Here is a 23,999-nt window from a genome sequence, read left to right on the forward strand (position 1 = left end):
GCCGGGGACCTCCGGGGCCGTACCGGCCCGGTGCGCGCGCGGCGTCGCCGGGTGCAGCCGGGCGAGCCGAAGCGTCCGCCCTGACAACTGTGAAGGTCCACTTAGTTCTGCTTGGGTTCAAGGAAAAGCGTTGCTGAAGAGTTTGGCGCGGTGAGGTGAAACGCCGGGCCTGGGGCCGCTGCCACGGACAGCGCCCGTGTCCTCGACCGGCCGAGCGGGAGGGCGGGCAGGCGCACCGGGGAGGCGCTGGGGGCGCCGGGGCCTGCTTCCCTACCGCGCAGTGGCCGGGGCCACGACCGCCCGGCCCGACGGGCGGCCGCGTGACGCGCCGGACGCCCGCGCTCGGGGAGAGCGCGGGCGTCCGGGACCGCCGCGGCCGACCTGCCCGGTGCCGCGACGGAGCCGGGCGCCGCGACGGGCGCCCGGCCGCTGTGCGTCCCGCCGGGCGTTCCGGCTGCTCCGCGGTTACGGGCGGAAGCGCAGCACCTGCGGGTCGTGGTCGCTGTTCTGGTCCGCGAACTCCGCGTTGATGTGGACGCTGTCGTAGCTGAAGTCGCGGATCGACGGGCTGGTCAGGATCTGGTCCAGCACCTGGCTGTTGCCCTGGTACACGTACGAGTAACGCTCCGCGCGCGGCAGCGACTTGATGGCCGGGTACAGCGCACCGCCGTCCGTCAGCGCCTTCGTGGTCTGGGAGAACTCGAAGTCGTTGATGTCCCCGAGTACGACCACGTCGGCGTTGCGCTGGGCCTTCAGGATGTCCTTCACGAAGGTGTTCACGGTCTGGGCCTGCTGGAGGCGCTGGGCCTCGGAGGACCGGGCCGGCGGCTGGTGGTGCGAGGTCAGGCTCTCGTCGCCGCCCTTCGAACCGAAGTGGTTGGCGATGACGAACACCGTGCGGCCGCAGAAGACGAACTCTCCCGCGAGCGGCTTGCGGCTGTTCTCCCAGGCCGCGTTGGCCGGGTCGACCCGGCCGGGGGAGAGGGTCAGGGCGGCGCGGCCCTTCTCCCGCACGACACCGGTCGCGGCGGTCGCCGTGCCGCCCGCACGGTCGGTGAAGGAGACCCGCTCGGGGTTGAAGAGGAACACCTGGCGGATGTTGCCCCCGGGCTGGCCTCCGTCCTTGTTGTTCTCGGGGTCGACCGAGCGGAAGTCGTACGCCGGACCGCCGGCGGCGACGATCGCCTCCGTGAACTTGCGGACGGTCTGGTCCGCGGCGACCACGCCGTCGTTCTTCGCGCCCGTGTTGTCCTGGATCTCCTCCAGGGCGATGATGTCCGGCGTGGCGAGGTTCTCGACGACGGCCCGGGCCAGGGCGTCGAACTTCTCCTGCGGGTCGGACGGGTCCAGGTTCTCCACGTTGTACGTGGCCACGGACAGCTCACCGCGGCGCTCCTGGCGGGCGCGCTCGCGCTCCAGACCGCGGTCCTTCACCGTGCCGAGGGTCCGGGCCGTGATGGTGTAGCCGCCGAACTGGCTGAAGTCCAGCGGGCCCTCGGTCGTCCCGGACAGCACGTCACCGACGTTCGCCTTCGGGAACGGCTGCTGGGCGGTCGGCACGAGCGACTGGATCTGGAGCCGGCCCGTGTTCTGGGAGGCGTACGAGCCGTAGCGGGTGCCGCCGCGCACGGTGCGGTTCTCCCACGGCTTCACCGTGACCCACAGCTCCGAGTACGGGTCGGTGGCGCCGACGACGCGCGAGGAACCGATCCGGACGTTGCTGCCCTCCAGGGACTCGTAGTAGTCCAGGGCGTACGCACGGGGTCGCAGCGGCAGCGCGTTGATGCTGTTCCCGGCCGCGGGGTCGCCCTCGGGCGCGTACGCCGACGGCACGGAACGGGCGGTGATCGTCACCGGTGCGGGCAGCGCGTTCCCGGAGGAGACCACGGTGATCGTCGGCTTGGAGATCTGGGTGATCGACTGGTTGCCGGAGTTGAGGCCACCGGGTACGTACTCGCCGACCGTGCCCGAGACCCTGACCGCGTCGCCGGCGGCGACCGTCGGGGTGGAGCCCGTGTAGACGAAGATTCCCTCGCTGGTGGCGGGGTCGGCGTCGGCCTGGGGGTCCTGGATCCAGAATCCGCGGGAGGAGCCGTACGTACGGACACCGATGACGATGCCCTCGACGTCCGTGACCTGGTGGCCGACGAGTGGGGACGTACGGGTCGTGCCCTGGATGTCGTGAATGCGGACGGTCGGGTCCGCGTTCACGGCATCGGCGGCGGCCGAGGAGGAACCGGCGAGCAGGCCGGCGGCCAGTGCGGAGGCCACGACGGCTGCGACGGCGGCTGATCTCGGTATGGAAGACATCAGGGAACTCCGGTGTGAGGGTTGAGGGGTGGCATGTGGGACCACTGATGGTTCTACGCGCGTCAATGTCTTGTGTGGATGCCTGAGTTGTCAAGGGGTGCCGGGTGTACGGGGGTTGACGGGCACATGAATCGGAAGGCATCGGGCGATTTGCGTCTACGCTGGGGGCCGCCACGAGCCGGATCGCCCACAGTCGAGGAGAGCCTCCAGATGCCAGCAGACCGCCCCGCCGGGCGCCGTGCCCTGCCGCCCGTGCGACTGCACTCGGACGCGGAACTGGCGCGGGACGCGCTGGGCGCGCCCCTGCTCGCCCGGGCGGTGCGGCTGGCCCGCTGGGCCGGACCGGAGACCAGGGTCGGCGCGGGCGGTGAGCTCCCCGACGAGCAACTCGCTCCAGCGGCTGAGGCGTTGGGGATGTCCCCGGACGAGGACGGCCGGGCGTACGCCAGCGAGGCATGGCGGATCGCCGTGGACACCGGGCTCGTCGAGGTCACGGATCCGGAGGGCGAAGGCGCCGACTTCGGCACGGTCACCGCCGGCGGCGCGCTGCCGCTGGTCACCGGCGGCAGCCCGCAGGACGTGCTCGCACTCTGGCAGGACGCCTTCGACGCGGTCTTCGACGACGCCATCGCGCCCGTGCTGGAGGATCCGGACGCGATCATCGGCCAGGACGGCGGGATCGACTTCGACGCGCTCGGCTGGGACCCCGAGGCGGAGACGGAGTTCCTCGACGGCGTCCTCGGCAACCTCTACCTGCTGACGGCCGGGGGGACGGGAGATGTGGAGGAGCAGGTTCCGCTGCCGGCCCTCGCCGCGTCGATGATCGTGCCGGACGACATGCGGGAGCCCACCGACGCCGTGCTGGAGCAGGTCTCCGACGCGATGATGCGCCTCGACGACCAGTTCCGGGTACTGGAGCCGATCGGGCTGGTGGAGTACCGGCCGGTCGACGAGGCGCTGATGGCCGAGGAGGGCGCCGAGCCCGCGCTCCCGGGCGTCGAGGAGGACATCTCCCGCTACGGGCTGGTGAAGCTCACCCCGCTCGGACTGTACGGAGTCAGGAACCGCCTGGTCGAGAGCGGGGAGTCGGTTCCGGTCGTCGGCGACCTCGCCGGCAAGGACGCGGACGCGCTGCTCGACGGCGTGGCGTACTACCCCGACGGGGCGGCGCGGGCGGAGACCGCGCAGTGGCTCGGCGCGCGTGCCCCGCTGCAGGCCGCCCGTGAGCTGCTCGCCGCCGCACGGGGCACCGACCCCGGCGCGCCGATGCGCCGGCTGCGCTGCCAGCAGGCGCTCGCACTCGCGGGCCCCGAGGCGGAACCGGCCGTCCGGGACGTCCTGGACGACCGCGAACTCGGCGGTCTCGCCCGCGTCTGGCTCGCCGAGCGCGGCGCACCGGACGTTCCGCCGCCACCGGAGGCCATGGTCTTCTGGCTCGCCGTCGACACCATCGCGGCCCAGCTCGACGCCGAGGGCGACCTGGCGGAGGTCCAGGACCTGATCGTGGGCCTGGTGGGTCAGCATGGCGGCTTCTTCGATGCGGTCTGGCGCGTCGACCACCCCGCCACGGTCGACGTCCTCGAGGCGATGGGGCGTCTCCACCCCGACAGGAAGACGGCGAAGGACGCCCGCAAGGCGGCGTTCAAGGCCCGCTCCCGCGGCTGACACCGCGTTCCGCGCCGCCGGCCCCGACACCGCGTCCGCGCCGCACCCGAGGTGGGCGTCGCGCATCCGTGCGGGGCCGGTCGGGGGAGGCCGGTCCTCCGCGGGGTCGGTTCCCGGGAGCGGGTGGGAGGGCACATACTGCAGGCGATGACTGAATCTGCCGGTTCCCGGCGTCACCTGCCCACCAGTCCCTTCCACCGCCCCGCCCCGCCCGCCCCGCCGATCGAGCGCTTCGACGTCGGAGACCGGGTATCGCACGACCAGTTCGGACTCGGAAGAGTCACCGGCGTCGAGGGCGCCGACGCCGTCCTCGTCGACTTCTCAGGGCGACGAGGCAGGATCCTCAGCCCGTTCACAAAACTGACCAAACTCTGACGCAGCCTGCCCCGGCCGCCGCCGCACGGCGGCGGCCCGGGCTTCAATCGACGGTTTGATCAGTGCGACCGGTGCCGTCGATCCGGCGTCTCGCGGTCCATGTGACGCGGCACGCCCTAGAGCGACTGGGCGGCGGGCTTGACCATGCCGCGGACCGTACGGGACTTCACGAACTCGCCCATCGCCGTCATCTCCCACTCGCCCGAGTACTGGCGGATGAGCTTCGCCATCATCACCCCGGTCTGCGGTTCGGCGCTGGTGAGGTCGAAGCGGACGAGCTCCTCGCCCGAGGCGGCGTCGATCAGCCGGCAGTACGCCTTGGCGACCTCGGTGAACTTCTGGCCCGAGAAGGAGTTCACCGTGAAGACCAGTCCCGTGGCGTCGGCGGGGAGCCTGCCCAGGTCCACGACGATCACCTCGTCGTCGCCCGCGCCCTCCCCGGTCAGATTGTCGCCGGAGTGCTTGATCGCGCCGTTCAGGATCGACAGTTTGCCGAAGTAGCAACTGTCGAGGTGGTTGCGCTGCGGGCCGTACGCGATCACGGAGGCGTCCAGGTCGATGTCCCGGCCGCGGTAGGCGGGCTCCCAGCCGAGGCCCATCTTGACCTGGGAGAGCAGCGGACGGCCGCCCTTGACCAGGGAGACGGTCTGGTTCTTCTGGAGACTGACCCGGCCCTTGTCGAGGTTGATCTTGCCGGAGCCGGCCGGGGCCGCGGACGCGGCGGGTGCCGCGGGTGCCTGCGCCGGGGGTGCGGCCGCCGCCGGAGCGGGCGCCGGAGCGGGCGCGGCGGCCGGTTCCTCGTCGACGGAGACGCCGAAGTCGGTGGCGATGCCGGCCAGCCCGTTCGCGTACCCCTGGCCGACGGCACGGGCCTTCCACGCCCCGTTCCGCAGGTAGATCTCCACGACGACCAGGGCGGTCTCCGCGCCCAGACGCGGTGGGGTGAAGGTCGCCAGCGCCGCGCCGCCGTCGGCGTCGCGGATCGTGGCGGTGGGCTCGATGCCCTGGAAGGTCTGCCCCGCGGCGTCCGGGCTGGCGGTGATGACGATCTTCTCGATTCCGGCCGGAACCGCCGTGGTGTCGACGACGATCGCGTCCGGCGCGGAGCCACCGCCCGACCGGTACGTCACTCCGGGGCCCGAGGGCTGGTTGTAGAAGATGAAATCGTCGTCTGAGCGCACCTTGCCGTCGGCGGTGAGCAGCAGGCCCGATACGTCGAGCCGCACCGGAGCGGCGACGTCCACCGCCACGCGGGCGGCGGCCAGGGGGATGTTCGAGCCGGGGGTCATAGCTGTCATGACTGGCGTAACGAGCGAGGTCGCTTTGCCGTTCCCTTACCTTCGGCCGAATCGGTACGGACGGTGCCCGGTCCTCAGGTTCCCCGGCCCGGGGCGGCCGGCGGGCGGCCCGCCCGGACCACGGAGCGACGCGGCGCCCGGCACCGGCCCGCGACGGCGCCGGGCAACGGTGGGTCCCGTTCGCCCCGGCGGTCCAGTCGGGTAACGCCGTGGCCAAGTAACGTGGCGAAAACCTGAAGGTCGCTCCCGGCGGGCACAATCCAGCCGTCCGACACGCGTGGAATCGTCACCCGCCGAGGAGAGCCCATGCCGGAAACCCCAGCGAGAAACACCTTCGACCGCTACTTCCGCATCTCTGAACGGGGGTCGACCGTCGCCCGCGAAGTGCGGGGCGGCATCGCCACGTTCTTCACGATGGCCTACATCCTCGTGCTCAACCCGATCATCCTCGGCAGCGCCCAGGACAAGTTCGGCAACCAGCTGTCCACTCCCCAGCTGGTCACCGTCACCGCCCTGGTGGCCGCCGTGATGACCGTGATCATGGGCGTCGGCGGCAACGTGCCGCTCGCCATCGCGGCCGGCCTCGGCCTGAACGCCCTCGTCGCCTACCAGATCGCGCCGCTGATGAGCTGGCCCGACGCGATGGGCCTGGTGGTGATCGAGGGCATCGTCATCTCCGTCCTCGTCGTCACCGGGCTGCGCGAGGCGATCATGCACGCCATCCCGCAGGAGCTGAAGCAGGCCATCAGCGTCGGCATCGGGATGTTCATCGCCTTCGTCGGATTCATCGGCGCGGGCTTCGCGACCCGCATCCCCGGCGAGGCGGGCACCGTGCCCGTCCAGCTCGGCGCCACGGGCCATCTGTCGGGCTGGCCGGTGCTCGTCTTCTGCCTCGGTGTGCTGCTGACCATCTCCCTGGTGACCCGTAAGGTGCGCGGCGCGATCCTGCTGTCCATCGTCACGATGACCGTCGTCGCCATCGTCATCGACGCCGTCGCCGACGTCGCCCCGCCCGTCTGGGGGCTGACCGTGCCGTCCATCCCGGACGACCTGGTGGCCCTGCCGGACTTCGGACTCGTGGGCTCCTTCAGCCTCTTCGGAGCCTTCGAGCAGGTCAGTGCCGTCACCGTCGTCCTGCTGGTGTTCACCCTCGTTCTCAGCGACTTCTTCGACACCATGGGCACGGTCGTCGGGGTCTCCAACGAGGCCGGGCTGCTCGACGAGAAGGGCGACGTGCCCAACCTGGGGCGGATCCTGCTCATCGACGGCGCTGCCGCGACCGCGGGCGGTCTGGCCTCCGCCTCGTCCGCGACGTCCTACGTCGAGTCCGCCGCCGGTGTCGGCGAGGGCGCCCGCACGGGCTTCGCCAACGTGGTCACGGGCGCGCTCTTCGGCCTGGCCCTGCTGCTCACCCCGCTCGCCACGGTGGTGCCCGCCCAGGCGGCCGCACCCGCCCTGGTCGTGGTCGGCTTCCTGCTGATGACCCAGGTGCGGCACATCGACTGGCTGTCGTACGAGATCGCCATCCCCGCGTTCCTGACGATCGCCGTGATGCCGTTCACGTACTCCATCACCAACGGCATCGGCGCGGGCTTCATCGCCTACGTCGTCCTCAAGACGGTGCTGGGCAGGGCGCGGGAGGTGAACGCACTGCTGTGGGTCACGGCGGCGCTGTTCGTCGTGTACTTCGCGATCGACCCGATCGAGCAGCTGATCGGCCTCAGGTAGTGGCACGCCGTGCCTCGTGTCGGAGGGCCAGGCCCGTCGCCAGCGCGCCGAGGCCTTCCCAGAGGCCCACGCCGAGGAAGCCGGCCGGGGCTCGCCCGCCGATCACGGCCAGGGTGAAGACGGTGCAGGTCAGCAGGCGGAACGGGACCGTCCAGCGAAAGAAGGGGCGCCAGTCGGAGAGCGCGGCCAGGACGTAGTAAGCGCCCATGTTGAGCGCGGCCACCGAGGACGCGGTCAGAAAGACCACCGTGTGGTCCCCCTCCGTCCGTGCGGGGTCCGGCACCGCCTCGAATCCCGTCAACGAGAGCAGTGCGTCCGGGGCGACGAGTCCCGTCACGCCCATGGCGGCGGCGAGAAGACCGAACACGGCCATGGTCCAGCCGGACAGGGAGCGGGGCAGTGGCTGCACGAAGTCCTCCATGCGCAAGAGAAGTTGACGCGTGAACGACTCCTGCATACCGCGTGCCCCGTTCCCGGCCGCGCGCGGGGGCTACCTCAGCGCCGCCCGCATCATCTTCTCCGCCACCGGCGCGGCGAGCCCGTTGCCGCTCACCTCGGAGCGGGCCGCCCCGGAGTCCTCGACGATCACCGCGACCGCCACCTGCTTTCCGTCGGCGGCCTTGGCGTACGAGGTGAACCAGGCGTACGGCGTCTTGCTGTTGTTCTCCCCGTGCTGGGCCGTTCCCGTCTTGCCGCCGACCTCGGTGCCGTCGATCCGGGCGTTGCTGCCCGTGCCGTCCTCGACGACCGTGACCATCGCGCTGCGCAGCTGCTCGGCCGTCTCCGAGGAGACGATGCGCTCGGTCTCGGAGTCCGGGTACTCCTGCAGCGTGGTCCCGTCCGCGTCCACGACCTTGGACACCATATGCGGCGACGCCATGAGACCGTCGTTGGCCAGGGCGGCGGACACCAGGGCGATCTGCAGAGGAGTGGCTGTGACCTCGAACTGCCCGATGCCCGTCAACGCCGTCTGGGCATCGTCCATGTCCGTCGGGTACACACTCTTCGCGGCGCGCACGGGGACGTCCTGCTCGGAGTCGTTGAAGCCGAACTTCTCCGCCATCGCGCGGACCTTCTCCTCGCCGAGCTGCGCCGCCATCTTCCCGAAGACGTTGTTGCACGAGTACCGCAGCGCGGTGCGGATCGTGGCGTTCTCGCACGGCGCGGACGCGTTCTCGTTGACCAGTACCGTCCTGGTGTGCGGCAGCGTGTAGGGCTGGGGGCTGTCGGTCGGCTCGTCCACGGAGGCGTAAAGGCCGTCCTCCAGCGCGGCGGCGGCGACCACGAGCTTGAAGGTCGAACCGGGCGGCAGCGGCTGCCGCAGGGCCCGGTTGACCATGGGCTGGTCCTCGTCCCCGGTGAGCCGCTGCCATGCCTCGCCGTCCGTGGTCCCGCTGATCTCCGACGGGTCGTACGACGGGGTGCTCACCACTCCGAGGATCCGTCCGGTCTCCGGGTCGACGGCGACCGCGGCGCCCTTCTTGTCGCCGAGCGCCTCGAAACCGGCCTTCTGCACCGCGGGATCGATGGTGGTGAGGACGTCCCCCGGCTGGGCCCGCTTGCCGGTGAGCGCGTCCAGGGGGTTCTTCAGCCGGTTGTCCGTGCCGTCGAGCACATCGCCGTAGATGCCTTCGAGCTGTGTGGTCCCGTACGCCTGCGAGCTGTAACCGGTGACGGGTGCGTACAGGGCGCCGTCCGTGTGCGTGCGCCGGTACGCGAGATCGCCTCCCTCCGTCCGCTGCGAGCCGGTGACCGGGGAGCCGGCCACCACGATGTCGCCGAGCGGCTGCGCGTACCGCGCGATGGTGTTCCGCCGGTTGTGCTTGTCGTCCGCGAGGGCCTTGGCCTCGTAGCCCTGTACCCAGGTCGCCCGCAGCAGCAGGGCGAACACCAGGAGCAGGCTGAAGACCGCGGCACGCCTGATCGTCTTGTTCATCCCGCAGGAGGACGAGCGGTACGGAGAGCTTCGTTCCGGATCGGCCGGTTTTCTCACCGGATCCTCATCCTCGGGAGGAGCCCCGACGCCTCCCCACGCGGGGGTCCGCCCGGCCCGCGGCGGCCACCTGCGGGGGGTCGGTCCGGTCCGCGGGGGATCGGCCCGGGCTCCGCCCGCCCGCCCGAGGGAGTCCCGCGACCAGGCGGGCGGCTGCCGGGAGACGGCGGGCGGCTGCCTCAGCCGTCGAGCCGCAGGAGCAGTTCCTCGGTTTCCTCGCCTCTGGCGTGGGCGAAGCCGCTGTCCCGCCCGGTCACCGTGAAACCGCACTTGACCAGTACCCGCAGGGAACCTGCGTTGTCGGCGGCCACGCGGGCGTGCAGCGGCCGTTCCGGCACGATGAGCAGCAGCGCGCTCAGCGCGGCCGTGGCCACACCCCGCCCCCACAGGGCGCGGTCGATCCAGTACGTCACCTCGCGTTCGCCGGGCGGTCCGTACACGGCGGCGTGCCCCGCCACGGCGCCGTCGACGAGGACGGTGCGGTTGACGTCGTCCGTGCCCAGGACCCGCTCCCAGTGGGTGTCGAACCGGGCCCGGTCGCCCGGGTCCTCGGCCGTGAACGCGGCCATGCGCCCGGCCTCGGGGTCCTGCATCAGCGTGAAGAGGACGTCGAGGTCGGCGGGCCGTACCTCGCGGAGGACGACCTCCGTCCGAGCCTCGCGAAGAGGGCCTTCCGCAGCGGCGGGGTGGGGAGTGGCCTCTCCGGGCCGCTCTGACCTCAACGCGGTCCGCTGATCTGCGTCGTTCATCGGTACCTGTCTCTCTGCCGTGCTCGGCCTGTCGTGTGCGTGGTGATCGCGTGGCTGTGGCCAGGACGTTCCGCCGGTTTTCCGGCGGGTTGCGGTCTCGGGCTCCACACGGTGTGGTGCCCGAAGCACCAGGAGCCCGGCGACCGGGCCCGGCGCTGGGGAGCCATCAGAGCCGCCGCGTGGCGAGCGTCAGCCGGTCCCGCGCGTCGAACAGCGCGTCCTTGATCATCTGCTCGTGCGCGGGGGTCAGCCGGGCCACCGGCACCGAACAGCTGATCGCGTCGCGGGCCGGGGTGCGGTAGGGGATGGCCACGCCGAAGCAGCGCAGGCCCAGCGTGTTCTCCTCCCGGTCCACGGCGTAGCCCTGCTCGCGGATCTGCCGCAGCTCGTCGATCAGCCGCTCGCGGTCGGTGACGGTGTGCTCGGTGAGCGCGGGCAGCGTCTCCGGGAGCATCTTCCGCACCTGTTCGTCGCTGTGGGTCGCCAGCAGCGCCTTGCCGAGCGAGGTGGAGTGCGCGGGCAGCCGGCGGCCGACGCGGGCGAACGGCCGCAGATAGTGCTGCGACTGGCGGGTGGCGAGGTACACGACGTTCGTACCGTCGAGCCGGGCCAGGTGGATGGTCTCCGCGGTGTCGTCCGAGAGCCGGTCCAGCGTGGGGCGCGCCGCCGCGACGACCTCGTCGCCGTCGATGTACGACGTGCCGACGAGCAGGGCCCGTACACCGATGCCGTAGCGGGTGCCGGTCGCGTCCGTCTCCACCCAGCCGAGCTCGACGAGGGTGCGCAGCAGCATGTAGAGGCTGGACTTCGGGTAGCCGACGGCCTCCTGGACAGCCGCCAGCGGGTGCATTCCGGGGCGGCCCGCGAAGTACTCGAGCAGTTCCACCGTCCGCACCGCTGACTTGACCTGTGCCCCACCCTGGTCGGCAGTCGCCATGGCCCTCAACCCTTCTTGACCGCGCAGAACGCCCGGAAATAGAGTCACCGTCGACCCTGCTATTCATCATCGGGAACCCTGTTCAGAATACCGAACGACTCGGGGAAGGAAACCGCGGTGGGAGCAGCACCAGTCTGGAGTGTGGACCCCCGAACCGGGAAGCCGCGTGAGCAGGTCGCGGTCGAGGCCACGGCGGAGGAGGTCGACCGCGCGGTACGGTCCGCGGAGGCCGCCCGTGCCGCCCTGGGCGACCGCGGGGCCAGGGCGGCCCTGCTGCGGACCGCCGCGGACCTCCTGGACGAGTCGGGCCGGCACGTCATCGAGGCCGCCGACGCCGAGACCGCGCTCGGCCCGGTTCGGCTGACCGGTGAACTCGCCAGGACCACGGCCCAGTTGCGGGCTTTCGCGGACGTGGTCGACGAGGGCTCCTTCCTGGACATCCGCATCGACCGCGCCGACCCCGCGCGCACCCCGCCGTGGCCCGACCTGCGCCGCTGGAAGATCCCGCTCGGCGTGGTCGCCGTCTACGCGGCGAGCAACTTCCCCCTCGCGTTCTCCGTGCCCGGCGGCGACACCGCGAGCGCGCTCGCCGCCGGCTGCCCCGTGGTCGTCAAGGCCCACCCCGACCACCCGGCGACCTCCGAGCTGTGCGCGGCGCTGCTGCGCGCGGCGGCCCGGCGCACCAGGCTGCCCGAGGACGTCGTCGTGCTGGTGCACGGCTTCGAGGCGGGCGTGGAGCTCGTGGGCCATCCGCTGGTCGCCGCGGCCGGGTTCACCGGCTCGGTGCGCGGCGGACGCGCCCTCTTCGACGCGGCCGCCGCCCGCCCGGTGCCGATCCCCTTCCACGGGGAACTCGGCTCCCTCAACCCGGTCGTGATCACCGAGGCCGCGGCCGCGGAGCGCGCCGAGGCCATCGGCGGCGGGCTGGCCGGCTCGATGACCCTGGGGGAGGGGCAGTTCTGCACCAAGCCCGGATTCGTCCTCGCCCCCGCCGGTGACGCGGGCGACCGGCTGCTGGAGTCCCTGACCGCCGCGGTGAGCGAGACCGACCCCGGGGTCATGCTCGACCACCGGATGCGGGACGCCTTCATCGCGGGCGTGGGCGAGCGGGCCGGACTGGAGGGCGTCGAGTCGCCCGTCACCCCCGGCGCGTGCGGCGACCACAGCGTCAGCGCCGGTTTCCTGACCGTGCCGGCCAGGCGGCTGACCGCGGAGGGACCGCACGACCTGCTCCTGGAGGAGTGCTTCGGCCCCGTCGCGGTCGTCGCCCGCTACGAGGGCACGGACGAGGTGGAGGCGGTGCTGTCCCGGCTGCCGGGCAATCTCACGGCCACGCTGCACGTCTCCGAGGAGGAGGCCGGGGGCCCCGCCGCGGAACTGCTCGCCTCGCTCACCGCCCTGGCGGGCCGCGTCCTCGTCGACGGCTGGCCGACCGGCGTCGCCGTCGCCCCCGCGCAGCACCACGGCGGCCCCTACCCGGCCACCACGTCCACCTCGACCTCGGTCGGCGTCACCGCGATCGAGCGCTGGCTGCGGCCCGTCACCTACCAGTCGGCGCCGTCCGCCCTGCTCCCGCCCGAGCTGCGCGACGACAACCCGCTGGGGCTGCCGCGACGGGTAGACGGGTATCCGGAGGCCCTGCGAGGCTGACCGGGTGGCCGACGAGACGGACCCGCCCGAACTCCCTTCCCTCTGTCACCGACCCGCCCGGCCGGACGGCCTCCGCGACGGCTCCCCACCACCCCGCCGGTCCACCGGTCCCGGTCCGGGCCCCGTCACGGCCTTCCGCGGGCCGGCCGACCGGTCCTCGTCACGGCGCGGGGGCACGCGCCGGCCGCTCCGCCCGTCCCGCGTCCCCGCGGCGGACGGGCGCGACCGCCGCGCGGTCGGAGACTCAACGCACGCCCGGCGTGCGCGTTGGTGTGCCGCGCGGCCGGAGGACGGACGCCCGGCCCCGGCGGCCCGTGCGGGGGAACGCCGGGGGCCGACGCTCCGGCCCCGGGAACGAAGCGCCCTCCGCCTTGCGTCGACCGCCTCGCCGCCGGGCTGACCGCCGGCCGCGGGACGGATCACCCGGTGCGCCCGGACGCGCCGTAGGGTACGGACACATGGACACCCTGGGAGGCGCCGAGTTCGCGCCCACGTCGACCTATCTGAACACCTCGAGCTGCGGTCTGTGGCCGAGGCGCTCGGTGGAGGCCGTCGGAATGCTCGCTCAGGAGATCGCCGACGGCCGCCCGGAGGGCTCGGGGAGCACCGGTGCCGTCGAGGCGGCCCGGGCCTCCTTCGCACGGCTGACGGGCGTGTCCGCGGACCGCGTGGCACTGGGCGGCTCCGTCGCCGTCCATGTGGGGCTGATCGCGGCATCCCTCCCCGCCGGATCCGAAGTCCTCGTCCCCGAGGGCGAGTTCAGCTCCATGGTCACCCCGTTCACCACCCGGGACCTGAAAGTGCGGTACGCCCCGCTCGACTCGCTCGCCGAGGCGGTGGCGTCCGGCACCGCGCTGGTGGCCCTCTCCGCGGTGCAGTCCGCCGACGGCCGGATCGCGGACCTGCCCGCGGTGCGGGCCGCGGCGGCCGCGCACGGGGCGCGCGTCCTGCTGGACGCCAGCCAGGCAGCCGGCTGGCTGCCGCTGGACGCCGGCCGGTACGACTACACGGTCACGGGCGGTTTCAAGTACCTGATGTGCCCGCGCGGCGCCTCCTTCCTCACCGTCACCGAGGAGGCCCAGGAGTCACTGGTCCCGGTGCACGCGGGGCTGTTCGCGGCCGAGGACCCGGAGGGCAGCACGTACGGGCCCGTCGAGCGGTTCGCCCGTTCCGCCCGGCGCTACGACGAGCCGCCCTCGTACCTCGCCTACCACGCGGCCGCGCGGTCACTGCCCCTGCTTGAGGAGATCGGCATCGCGGCGGTCCACGCCCACAACACCGCGCTCGCGGCCCGGTTCCGGGAAGGACTGAGGGAGCTCGGGCACGAGCCCGTACCCGGCGACTCGGGCATCGTCGCCGTGCCCGGACTCGGCGAGCGCCGGCCCCTGCTGGCCCGCGCCGGGATCGTCGTGTCGGCCCGCGCCGGCAATCTGCGGGCCTCCTTCCACCTCTACAACTCGGCGGCGGACGTCGACCGGGCGCTCGACGTGCTCTCGGGCTGAGACGAGGGTGCCGACGGCCACGGCCGGGCCCGGCGCAACGGATGCGCCGGCGCACCCGGAGCGCTCCGACGGGTCCTGCGGCAGGGCGCACGTCGGCCCGGTCCCGGGGCGGTCCGGCGTGCTTCCGGGCCGGGATGTCGGCGCCGCCGCGCGGTGGCGGCACGCCGCCGCGGCCTCCGCGCACGGATCGCCCTCGCCCTCGGCCGGCAGCCGGCCCGGTTCGGTGCGCTCGACCTGAGGGGACTGCGTGGCCGACCTCGTCTCCTACGGCGCGCTGTTCCCCGCCGACCCCGACCCCGACCCCGACCCGGCGGCCCGGGCTGAGGGCGGACGGCCGTTCAACACCCCCGACGCCGCCACCTTCTCCGGCGGCGGGGACAAGGGCCGCACCGGCTTTCCCGGCTCTGGCCGGCTGAGCGCGGCCCGGGACGGTCATCGACCGGCTCGCGAAGGAGGGCGACCCGGAGGCGATCGCCTTCCCGCGCGGGCCGACCGGTCCCCGCGACCCCGGGCACGGGAAGGGGCCGGCCGCATGAGCGGCCGGCCCCCTGCCCGCACCTCACGGTGGCCGCACCGGGGTGCGGCCACCGCGCTCCGACGCCGTGCTCCGGAGCGTCCCCCGGAACCGGCCCCGAGCTCACCTCACCGGTGTGAAGTCCCGCGCCCCGATGAAGTCCGGGCGCGGCACCGGTGCCGCGAACGGCTCCCGCGCGGCGTTCTCCACGCTGTTGAACACGATGAAGACGTTGCTGCGCGCGTACGGGGTGATGTTGTCCCCGGAACCGTGCATCGCGTTGCAGTCGAACCAGGTCGCCGAACCGGCCTTGCCGGTGAACAGCCGGATGCCGTGCCGGTCGGCGAACGCGGTCAGCGCCTCGTCCGACGGGGTCCCGGCGTCCTGCATCTGCAGCGACTTCTTGTAGTTGTCCTTGGGCGTCTCACCGGCGCAGCCGAGGAAGGTCTTGTGCGAGCCGGGCATGATCATCAGCCCGCCGTTGGTGTCGTGGTTCTCGGTGAGGGCGATCGACACCGACACGGTCCGCATGTGCGGCAGCCCGTCCTCGGCGTGCCAGGTCTCGAAGTCCGAGTGCCAGTAGAAGCCCGAGGCCCCGAAGCCCGGCTTGACGTTGATCCGCGACTGGTGGACGTAGACGTCCGAGCCGAGGATCTGCCGCGCCCGGCCCACGACGCGCTCGTCGCGGACCAGGGCCCCGAAGATCTCACTGATCTTGTGGACCTCGAAGACCGAACGGACCGACTGCGACTTCGGCTCGACGATCGAGCGCTCGTCGGCGCGGATCAGCGGGTCGTTGACCAGCCGGTCCAGCTCGGCGCGGTAGACGTCCACCTCGGCCGGGGTGATCAGCTCCGGCATCGCGAGGAAGCCGTCGTGTTCGTACCCCTGGAGATCGGCCGCGGAGATCGGGCCCGGCGCTCCGGGCGCCGACCACACGACCGGGTCCTGGCGGGGGACGGCCGTCTCCGTGGCGCCGCGGGTCGGGTAGAGATCGGTGATCGCGGTGGTCATGGTCAGCCCTCCTCGGTGTGCTGGGGGTCCCCCCAGGCCTCGGGCTCTGGGGGAGGATAGGCGCCGTTCTCGTCGTGGTCCTCCCGCCCGGTGACGGGCGGGTTGAAGACGCAGACGCAGCGGAAGTCCGTCTTGGGACGCAGCGTGTGGCGCTCGTGGCCGTCCAGCAGGTACATCGTGCCGGGCTCGATCCAGTGCGCCTCACCGGTCTCGTCGTTGGTCAGCTCCGCCTCGCCCTCCACGCAGAGCACGGCCTCGACGTGGTTCGCGTACCACATCGACGTCTCCGTACCCGCGTACAGCACGGTCTCGTGGAAGGAGAAGCCGACCTTCTCCTTGGCGAGCACGATGCGCTTGCTCTCCCAGGTGCCGGACTTCGACTTGACGTGCCGGTCGGTGTTCTCGATGTCCTTGAGCGATCGGACGATCACGGTGTGTTCAGAACCTTTCTTTTCCTCGCCGTACGGGTGGGCCGCCGCGGGGGCGGCGTCAGGCGGTCTCGCGGACGGCTCGGGCCAGCGTGCGCAGGCCCTCGTCCAGCTCCTCGGGCGTCACGGTGAGCGGCGGCAGCAGCTTCACCACCTCGCTCTCCGGCCCCGAGGTCTCGAGCAGCAGACCGAGGTCGAACGCCCGGGCGCAGACCGCCGAAGCACGGCTCTTGTCGGTGAACTCCAGGCCCCAGACCAGACCGCGGCCGCGGTAGTGGGCGCCGAGGGCGGAGTTCTCGTCGCAGATGCCCAGGAGGGCCTGCTCGGCCTGCTCGCCGCGGGCGATGGTCTGCTTCTCCATCTGCCCGTCGGCCCAGTACGTGTCCAGCGCGGCGGCCGCCGTGACGAAGGCCGGGTTGTTGCCGCGGAACGTGCCGTTGTGCTCGCCCGGCTCCCAGAGGTCCAGCTCCGGGTTGAACAGGCAGAGCGACATGGGCAGGCCGTAGCCGCTGATGGACTTCGACAGGGTGACGATGTCCGGGGTGATGCCCGCCTCCTCGAAGGAGAAGAAGGCACCGGTGCGGCCGCAGCCCATCTGGATGTCGTCGACGATGAGCAGCATGTCCTGGCGCCGGCACAGATCGGCCAGCGCGCGGAGCCACTCGGCGCTGGCGACGTTGATGCCGCCCTCGCCCTGCACGGTCTCGACGATGACCGCGGCGGGCTTGTTCAGCCCCGACCCCTGGTCCTCGAGCAGCCGCTCGAACCAGAGGAAGTCCTGGACCTGGCCGTCCAGGTAGTTGTCGAACGGCATCGGGGTGCCGTGGACCAGCGGGACGCCGGCGCCGGCGCGCTTGAAGGCGTTGCCGGTCACGGCGAGGGAGCCGAGCGACATCCCGTGGAAGGCGTTGGTGAAGGAGACGATCGCCTCACGGCCCTTCACCTTCCGGGCCAGCTTCAGCGCCGCCTCGACGGCGTTGGTTCCGGTCGGGCCGGGGAACATCACCTTGTACGGCAGGTCACGCGGCCGCAGCACGACGTTCTGGAAGGTCTCCAGGAAGGCGCGCTTGGCGGTCGTCGCCATGTCCAGGCCGTGGGTGATGCCGTCGCGCTCCAGGTAGTCCAGCAGCGCGCGTTTCAGTACGGGGTTGTTGTGGCCGTAGTTGAGTGATCCGGCGCCGGCGAAGAAGTCCAGGTAGGTGTGACCGTCCTCGTCGGTGAGGCGTGCGCCCTGCGCGCGGTCGAACACTGCGGGCCAACCGCGGCAGTAGCTGCGCACCTCCGACTCCAGGGTCTCGAAGACACTCAGGGCGGGCGGGGTGATCGTCACAGCGTTTCACTCCTGATAGGGGGTGGACGGAGCTGGGATGCGGGTCGTGCGGTGGTCGCGCCGGGCGGGCCGGAGCCGGCCCTGCGCGGAAAGTGGGGTCCGGGATCGGCCGGTCCACCGGTCTCAGTCGCCGATGGGGCCGATGCGGTACAGCACCTCGGGCTCGTGTCCCCCGTCGGGGAAGAGCCCGCCGTCGAACAGGACCTCGCGGTCCAGTGACGCGCCGTGCCGGGCCGCGTAGGAGGTGAAGAGGCGGTCCGAGGCGGTGTTGTCCGGAGTGACGGTCGTCTCGACCGCGCGGACTCCGTGCGGGACGACTCGGTGGGTGAGCGCGTCGAGGAGCGTGCCGGCCAGTCCGCGGCCGCGGTGATCCCCGTCGACGGCGACCTGCCAGACGACCAGCACGTCAGGCCGCTCGGGCCGGATGTAGCCGGTGACGAAGGCGATCGGCTCACCGTCCGGGCCGCGGGCCACCACGGAGGTCGCGGCGAAATCGCGGCACCACAGCAAATAGCTGTACGAGGAGTTGAGGTCCAGGACCTCGGAGTCGCGGGCGATACGCCAGATGGCGGCTCCGTCCTCCACGCTCGGGCTGTCGATGCTCAATGCGGTGGTCATGCGGATTGAATTTACCGAGCAAATTCGTAAATTGCATCGTGGAGAGGGGTTGGCAGAGCTCGATGTGTGTGCTATCACGCGGGCGCGCGCACTGGCGCGAGCCGAGGGCGAACTCTGCGTATTTGACCGGGAGTTATCGGACATAAAAACATCTGTGTGGTGTCCGTCACACAGATGTAATGCCCGTGGAACGACCTCGGGATCGCGTGGGAACTCATGCGTTTAGGGTCCGAAAAAGCGGGCAGACGAATGCAGGGCGCCACTCGCGATAAATGCAGTTCCCCATGCATTCATTTAATAGTGCGCTGTTTATTTCTCGGTGAGATCGAGAGGAAGTCGGGGGAATTGGCTCTGCCGGGTTTCCGCGACCGCGCGGCGGGCGCCGACGGCATCCGCGCATGGCCGTGTTCGACGGGCGCCGTCCCCGGCGCGGTGAGTGAGGAGGGCGTCACGCCCCGGCGCGGTGAGTGAGGAGGGCGGCGACCCGTCGCCCGACGGCCGCGAAGTGCGCGGCGGTCAGCGGGGTCGGGGCCGGGTGCGGATGGGGCGCGGCGGTGCTCGCTCCGCTCGGATGGGTGTCCGGTGGTCTCCTCGGTCGAGGGTGGGCCGGGGCTCGTAGAGTGCTCGGCATGAGCGATGACGCGGTGCTGCATGTCAAGGGGCGGGTGCTCGTCGGGCCGGACGACGTACAGGACGAGCTGTGGGTGGTCGGCGGCCGCGTCACCTACCGGCGCCCGGCCGCCGGGGACGTCCGCACCGTCCGGGGCTGGGCGCTCCCCGGCCTGGTCGACGCCCACTGCCACGTCGGGCTCGACCGGCACGGCGCGGTGGACGAGGCGACCAGCGAGAAGCAGGCGCTGACCGACCGCGACGCGGGCACCCTCCTCATCCGCGACGCCGGATCTGCCGCGGACACCCGCTGGATCGACGACCGCGAGGACCTCCCGAGGATCATCCGCGCCGGTCGGCACATCGCCCGCACCCGCCGCTACATCCGCAACTACGCCCACGAGATCGAGCCGGAGGACCTCGTCGCCTACGTGGCTCGGGAGGCCCGGCGCGGCGACGGCTGGGTCAAGCTCGTCGGCGACTGGATCGACCGGGAGGCCGGCGACCTCACCGCCTGCTGGCCGCGCGGCGCCGTCGAGGCCGCCATCGCCGAGGCGCACCGCCTCGGTGCCAGGGTCACCGCGCACTGCTTCGCCGAGGACTCGCTGCGCGACCTCGTCGAGGCGGGCATCGACTGCATCGAGCACGCCACGGGACTGACCGATGACCTGATCCCGCTCTTCGCCGAGCGCGGTGTGGCCATCGTCCCGACGCTCGTCAACATCGCCACCTTCCCGGAGCTCGCGGTCGGCGGCGAGAGCAAGTTCCCGCGCTGGGCGGACCATATGCGACGGCTCCACGAGCGCCGGTACGACACCGTCCGCTCGGCCTGGGACGCGGGCATCCCCGTCTACGTCGGCACCGACGCGGGCGGCTCCCTGCCGCACGGGCTCGTCGCCGCCGAAGTCGCCGAGTTGGTCGAGGCGGGCATCCCGGCGGTGGACGCGCTCTCCGCGACCGCCTGGCGCGCCCGGAGCTGGCTCGGCCGGCCGGGTCTGGAGGAAGGCGCACCGGCGGACCTGGTCGTGTACGACAGCGACCCGAGGGCGGACGTACGGGTGCTGGCGGCGCCCCGGACGGTGGTCATGCGGGGACGCGTCGTCGGTTGACGGACCGTGACGCGGGCCGGCGCCGGCCGTTGAACCCCTTCGGTTTCGGTTCGCCCCGCGTTGCGCGTCATCCGGGAGCCGACCGGAATGCGCCCTTCGCGCCCACCCTGCGGGGGACTCGAAGGGAACGCCCGTGCCCCGGTAATCGAATGCGGGCACGGAAACATCACTTTGGAGTGAACTCACCCCAGGTGTCGGACGGTTCACTCTCGGTGCGTAAGTATTCCGGTGTTCCCGGTCGCCGCCGCCCCGCACGGTCCCTGTCGCGGGCGTGCGGCGACGTCGTGTCTCCCGTGGGGGTTCCACCACCGTGAAGAGCAACACCTTCCGCATGCCCGTACGCCGCTCGACGGCCGCGGTGGTCGCCGCCACGCTGGCCGTCGGGCCCGTGGCGCTCGCCGCCCCGGCCCGGGCGGCGGGCGGCGGCGACGGACGGTCGAGCGCGGTCGTCCTCCGGACCGGCCTGGACGTCTCGCTGCTCAACAAGAGCGTCCAGGTACCGCTGAAGACGTCCCTCAACGAGGTCCAGGCGCCCGCGAGCGCCGAGAAGACCGCGCTGGCCGTCCAACTCGAAGGTGTCGACCAGGGCAGGCCGTTCAACGTGCTGCAGGCCGAGGTGGCGAGCGCGAAGGCCTCCGCGGACAGGGACAGCGCGGAGGGCCGTGTGGAACTCGCGCACGCCAAGGTGCACGTGCCGGGGCTGCCGCGGCTCTCCCTCGTCGAGATCGGCCAGGTCACGGCGGAGGCGGTCTGCGAAGTGGGGAAGAAGCCGCTCGCCCGGTCCAACCTGCTCGGTTCCGTCACGGTGCTCGGCAGGAAGACCACGCTGTCCACGGGCGGCCCGACCGAGGTCGAGGTGCCCGGCGTCGGCGTCGTCACCCTCGACCTGTCCCGTACCGGCACGACCTCGCGCACGGCCGCGGCCACGGCGCTCGAACTCAAGCTCTCCGTCAACCCGCTGAAGCTGAACGTCGCAGAGGTCGACGGCACGCTGACGCTCGCGGAGGCGACCTGCGAGACCCCGTCGGGCGAGTCCGTCGACGAACGGCCCGTCGCGACGGCGCCCGACGTGAGGCCCCGGATCGGCGGGGAAGAGGCGAAGCCGCCCGCGACGGACGGCCTGGCGGCGACCGGCGGGGACGCGTCGATCCCGTGGTTCGCGGCGGGCTCGGTGGTCCTCCTCGCGGCCGGCGGCGGCGCGGTCGCCCTGGCCCGGCGCCGCGCCTAGGGCGTGTTGCGAAAGTAGCTCCGTCCGCCCGCAGGGCGGGGCCCCTGCGGCGTCTGGTGCATGGGGTCTGGCCCGGCCCTCCGGTCGAGGGGTGGGGTCTGGTCCGGCCCTCCGGTCGAGGGGGGTGCATGGGGTCTGGTCCGGCCCTCCGGTCGAGGGGGGTGCATGGGGTCTGGTCCGGCCCTCCGGTCGAGGGGGGTGCATGGGGTCTGGTCCGGCCCTCCGGTCGAGGGGGTGGGGTCTCCCCAGGCCCTCCGGGCCGAGGGGAAGATCGCAAGGCGGAGGATCACCCCCGTACCGGACGTACTCGGATGACTCCGCCAACGCAGCGGGCGTGCGTGCCAGACGTCGCGGGCCAGGAGGGACTTGCGCAACACGCCCCAGCCGCCGCGCCCGCCGGTGGGGCGGCGGGTCCGTGGAGCCTCCCGGGCTCCTCCGGTGGGCCCCACGGGGGCGAAGCACACACGCGTCACGCGCCCTCGGCGCAGCCACCCGCACGAAACCGCGACGCCCCGCGACGCCCGCGCCCGCGCCCGCGGCGGCGCCTACGCGCCGACGAGGGCCAGTGCCTGGTCCAGCGCCTGGAGGAAACGGTTCGTCGTGGCGCGGTCGCGGACCGCGAGGCGCAGCCAGTCACGGTCCAGCCCCGGAAACGTGTCCCCGCGCCGGGCCGCGAAGCCGAGCGCCCGCAACCGTCCGCGCACCTCGTCCGCCCGGTCGATGCGGACGAGGACGAACGGCCCCGCCGCCGCCGGCACCGCACGCACCTCGTCGAACTCCGCGAGACCGGCGAGCAGATGCGCCCGGTCCGCCGCGATCCGCTGCGCCGCCTCCGCCGCCTCCGCGAGTGCGTGCGGCGACATGCAGGCCTCGGCGGCCGCGAGCGCGGGGGTACCCACCGGCCAGAGCGGCTGGGCCCGTTCGAGCCGGGCGACCGTACCGGGCTCGGCGAGGACGTAGCCGATCCGCAGCCCCGCGAGCCCCCAGGTCTTGGTGAGGCTGCGCAGCACGACCAGCCCGGGTACGTCGGTCCGCGGTGCGAGGGCTTCCGGCTCGCCGGGCACCGCGTCCATGAACGCCTCGTCGACGACCAGGATCCGCCCCGGCCGGGCGAGCCGGGCCAGCTCGCCGGCCGGATGGAGCACCGAGGTGGGGTTGGTGGGGTTGCCGACGACGACGAGGTCCGCGGACTCGGGCACGGCCGCCGGGTCCAGCCGGAAGCCGTCCTCCGCGCGCAGCACCACGCGCGCCACGTCGTGCCCGGCGTCCCGCAGTGCCGCCTCGGGCTCCGTGAACTGGGGGTGCACCACGACCGGCCGGCTCACCCGCAGGGCCCGTGCGATCAGTACGAACGCCTCCGCCGCCCCCGCCGTCAGCAGTACGCGCTCCACGGGCAAACAGTGCCGTTCCGCGACGGCAGCCCGTGCCGCGCGGCCGTCCGGGTAGGCGGCGAGGGACGTCAGCGACGCCGCGATGCGCTCCCGCAGCCACTCCGGCGGGGTACCGGTGCGGACGTTGACCGCGAGGTCGGTCAGACGGCCGTCGCGTACCTCCGCGTCACCGTGGTGCCGCAGATCGTGGAAGTCGCCGTTCACGGGCGCCCCGCGGAGGCCGGAACCGGTGGGGCGACGGCCTCCCGGTAGCGTTCGACGACCAGATCGGCCAACTCCTCGGCTGCGCCGATCACTCCGGCCGGCCGCACGTCCGTGTCCGGGTGGGCCTCGGCCCAGCCCTCGGCGTGCAGCACGGCCCGTTCGGCCGGGCCGCCGTCGAACAGGGCGTACGGGAGGACCACGATCCGGCGTGCCCCGAGCCGTACGCACCGGTCGAGCCCCGTCGGCACGTCGGGCGCGGCCGTCGAGACGAACGCGGTCTCGACCCCCGCGTACCCACGGCCCTCCCAGAGAAGCCGCGCCGCCCGGTACACCTCCGCGTTGGCCTGTGGGTCGGCCGAGCCGGGCGCGACCAGCAGCACCGTCACGTCGGCGCGGTCCCGCGGCGAGCGCGCACCGCCGCCCAGCGCCTCGTCGAGCCGCTGTTCCAGCAGCGCGAGCAGCACCGGGTCGGGGCCGAGTGCGCGGCTCGCGCCCACGGCGAGTCCGGGCCGTTCCTCGCGGACGGCGTCGAGCGCCCTGGACAGGGCCTCCCCGCTCCGCCGGTCCGGTACCAGCGTCAGGGGAACGGCGGCCAGCCGATCGGCTCCGGCGGCGACGAGTTCGCCCACGGCCTCTTCGATCGGCCAGCGGCCGGTGCCGACGAGGCCGGCCGCGACGGGTATTCCGGGATGGCGGCTGCCCAGGTGCTCCACGAAGTCCAGCAGTGCCGCGGCTCCGGCGTCGTGTTGGACGCCGTCCGCGGCGATGAGCAGGGCGGGCGGGGAAGTCACAGGTTCTCCTTGCGGTGGTGGCGATGCCGCCGGTGCCGGCCGACCGGCCCGCCGTCGTTCACGTCCGAGATCATGTCCGGCGTCACCGGTTCCACGCACGGCGGGACCGGTCCCGGACTCGAAGTATCCGCAAGCCGCACGATGGCACAGGTCACCGCACCGGGTCGCCCCTGACCTCCGGATTTCCGTTTCCCCACCACGAGTTCTCCCCCGTCCGCGAGGGCCGCGGCCTCCGCCACCGAAGGTGTGCCCACCGCGGCCGCCGCCGCGGACGGGTTCGGCACCGGTACCCGGGCGAGCTCCGCGGCGGCGTACGTCCGCAGCGGGACGCCGAGCGCGGCCGCCGCGGCCGCGATGCCCGGTTCGCGTGCCTTGGCGGCCACCGTCGCGACCGCGACGACCGAACTCGCCGACGCCCCCGCCTCCCGCAACGCGTCCCGGACGAGAGCGAGCACCTCGTCCGCGGACGCGCCCCTGCGCGCCCCGACACCGACGACGAACCGGCCCGCGCGGCCGGTCATGGCGTGGCACCCGGCGGGGCGGTGGCGGGATCGGC

General features: G+C 72.7%; 20 protein-coding genes. 7 read left to right on the forward strand and 13 right to left on the reverse strand.

What is annotated here, in order from left to right; all coding sequences use genetic code 11:
- Positions 1–465: 465 nt before the first annotated feature.
- On the reverse strand, positions 466–2,310 hold the full coding sequence (locus FEF34_RS30235; RefSeq protein ID WP_138055990.1) for an endonuclease/exonuclease/phosphatase family protein: 1,845 nt from the start codon (positions 2,308–2,310) through the stop codon (positions 466–468).
- Between the two features lie 210 nt (positions 2,311–2,520).
- Between FEF34_RS30235 and FEF34_RS30240 the strand changes: the two genes are divergently transcribed.
- Positions 2,521–3,975 carry a hypothetical protein gene (locus tag FEF34_RS30240; protein ID WP_138055991.1) on the forward strand — a complete coding sequence of 485 codons (1,455 nt, stop codon included), beginning with the start codon at positions 2,521–2,523 and terminating at the stop codon, positions 3,973–3,975.
- A 147-nt stretch (positions 3,976–4,122) separates the two neighbouring features.
- Positions 4,123–4,350 (forward strand): hypothetical protein, encoded by a 228-nt coding sequence (locus tag FEF34_RS30245; protein ID WP_138055992.1) that lies wholly within the window; start codon positions 4,123–4,125, stop codon positions 4,348–4,350.
- Between the two features lie 116 nt (positions 4,351–4,466).
- Here FEF34_RS30245 and FEF34_RS30250 read toward each other — a convergent pair whose 3' ends face one another.
- A complete protein-coding gene (locus FEF34_RS30250) occupies positions 4,467–5,648 on the reverse strand; it encodes a TerD family protein (RefSeq protein WP_171053149.1) in 1,182 nt (393 codons plus the stop codon).
- 306 nt (positions 5,649–5,954) lie between these two features.
- Here FEF34_RS30250 and FEF34_RS30255 point away from each other — a divergent pair, with 306 nt between their 5' ends.
- A complete protein-coding gene (locus tag FEF34_RS30255) occupies positions 5,955–7,376 on the forward strand; it encodes an NCS2 family permease (protein WP_138055993.1) in 1,422 nt (473 codons plus the stop codon).
- On the opposite strand, the gene FEF34_RS30260 is transcribed toward FEF34_RS30255, so the two are convergent.
- The 4 genes from FEF34_RS30260 to FEF34_RS30275 all read right to left on the reverse strand — a co-directional run bounded on the left by FEF34_RS30260 (position 7,369) and on the right by FEF34_RS30275 (position 11,055).
- Positions 7,369–7,797: a hypothetical protein gene (locus FEF34_RS30260; RefSeq protein ID WP_171053150.1), complete on the reverse strand. Its 429-nt coding sequence runs from the start codon at positions 7,795–7,797 to the stop codon at positions 7,369–7,371. The two genes, FEF34_RS30255 and FEF34_RS30260, sit on opposite strands and share 8 nt — an antisense overlap.
- A 69-nt stretch (positions 7,798–7,866) precedes the next feature.
- On the reverse strand, positions 7,867–9,312 hold the full coding sequence (locus FEF34_RS30265; protein WP_138055994.1) for a peptidoglycan D,D-transpeptidase FtsI family protein: 1,446 nt from the start codon (positions 9,310–9,312) through the stop codon (positions 7,867–7,869).
- Between the two features lie 236 nt (positions 9,313–9,548).
- Positions 9,549–10,118 carry a GNAT family N-acetyltransferase gene (locus FEF34_RS30270; RefSeq protein WP_138055995.1) on the reverse strand — a complete coding sequence of 190 codons (570 nt, stop codon included), beginning with the start codon at positions 10,116–10,118 and terminating at the stop codon, positions 9,549–9,551.
- A 166-nt stretch (positions 10,119–10,284) separates the two neighbouring features.
- Positions 10,285–11,055, reverse strand: a complete 771-nt coding sequence (locus FEF34_RS30275; RefSeq protein WP_138055996.1) for an IclR family transcriptional regulator — start codon at positions 11,053–11,055, stop codon at positions 10,285–10,287.
- 117 nt (positions 11,056–11,172) lie between these two features.
- Between FEF34_RS30275 and FEF34_RS30280 the strand changes: the two genes are divergently transcribed.
- Positions 11,173–12,705: an aldehyde dehydrogenase (NADP(+)) gene (locus tag FEF34_RS30280; protein ID WP_138055997.1), complete on the forward strand. Its 1,533-nt coding sequence runs from the start codon at positions 11,173–11,175 to the stop codon at positions 12,703–12,705.
- Between the two features lie 458 nt (positions 12,706–13,163).
- Positions 13,164–14,207, forward strand: coding sequence for an aminotransferase class V-fold PLP-dependent enzyme (locus tag FEF34_RS30285; RefSeq protein WP_138055998.1), 1,044 nt, complete (start codon positions 13,164–13,166; stop codon positions 14,205–14,207).
- 637 nt (positions 14,208–14,844) lie between these two features.
- Here FEF34_RS30285 and thpD read toward each other — a convergent pair.
- The 4 genes from thpD to ectA form a co-directional block, all read right to left on the reverse strand.
- Positions 14,845–15,735 (reverse strand): ectoine hydroxylase, encoded by an 891-nt coding sequence (gene thpD, locus FEF34_RS30290; protein ID WP_138055999.1) that lies wholly within the window; start codon positions 15,733–15,735, stop codon positions 14,845–14,847.
- 2 nt (positions 15,736–15,737) lie between these two features.
- The gene (locus FEF34_RS30295; RefSeq protein ID WP_138056000.1) at positions 15,738–16,166 is read right to left on the reverse strand and encodes an ectoine synthase; all 429 of its coding nucleotides are present in this window, start codon (positions 16,164–16,166) and stop codon (positions 15,738–15,740) included.
- Positions 16,167–16,224: 58 nt separating this feature from the next.
- Entirely contained in the window at positions 16,225–17,493 is a 1,269-nt protein-coding gene (gene ectB, locus FEF34_RS30300; RefSeq protein ID WP_138056001.1) for a diaminobutyrate--2-oxoglutarate transaminase, read from the reverse strand.
- 123 nt (positions 17,494–17,616) lie between these two features.
- The gene (ectA, locus tag FEF34_RS30305; RefSeq protein WP_171053151.1) at positions 17,617–18,111 is read right to left on the reverse strand and encodes a diaminobutyrate acetyltransferase; all 495 of its coding nucleotides are present in this window, start codon (positions 18,109–18,111) and stop codon (positions 17,617–17,619) included.
- Positions 18,112–18,740: 629 nt separating this feature from the next.
- On the opposite strand from ectA, the gene FEF34_RS30310 reads away from it, so the two are divergent.
- On the forward strand, positions 18,741–19,829 hold the full coding sequence (locus FEF34_RS30310) for an amidohydrolase family protein (RefSeq protein WP_138056002.1): 1,089 nt from the start codon (positions 18,741–18,743) through the stop codon (positions 19,827–19,829).
- 310 nt (positions 19,830–20,139) lie between these two features.
- Positions 20,140–21,057, forward strand: a complete 918-nt coding sequence (locus FEF34_RS30315; RefSeq protein WP_138056003.1) for an SCO1860 family LAETG-anchored protein — start codon at positions 20,140–20,142, stop codon at positions 21,055–21,057.
- A gap of 545 nt (positions 21,058–21,602) precedes the next feature.
- Here the strand turns inward: FEF34_RS30315 and cobC are convergent.
- From cobC to FEF34_RS30330, 3 genes are read right to left on the reverse strand one after another with little or no spacing between them, the layout of a single operon-like run.
- Positions 21,603–22,652, reverse strand: coding sequence for an Rv2231c family pyridoxal phosphate-dependent protein CobC (cobC, locus tag FEF34_RS30320; protein ID WP_138056004.1), 1,050 nt, complete (start codon positions 22,650–22,652; stop codon positions 21,603–21,605).
- Positions 22,649–23,443, reverse strand: coding sequence for a sirohydrochlorin chelatase (locus FEF34_RS30325; RefSeq protein ID WP_138056005.1), 795 nt, complete (start codon positions 23,441–23,443; stop codon positions 22,649–22,651). Before FEF34_RS30325 ends, cobC begins: the two co-directional genes overlap by 4 nt.
- Entirely contained in the window at positions 23,440–23,964 is a 525-nt protein-coding gene (locus FEF34_RS30330; protein ID WP_138056006.1) for a cobalamin biosynthesis protein, read from the reverse strand. Before FEF34_RS30330 ends, FEF34_RS30325 begins: the two co-directional genes overlap by 4 nt.
- Positions 23,965–23,999: the final 35 nt, after the last annotated feature.

The organism is Streptomyces marianii, assembly GCF_005795905.1.
In the GTDB taxonomy this organism is placed as follows: Bacteria; Actinomycetota; Actinomycetes; order Streptomycetales; family Streptomycetaceae; genus Streptomyces; species Streptomyces marianii.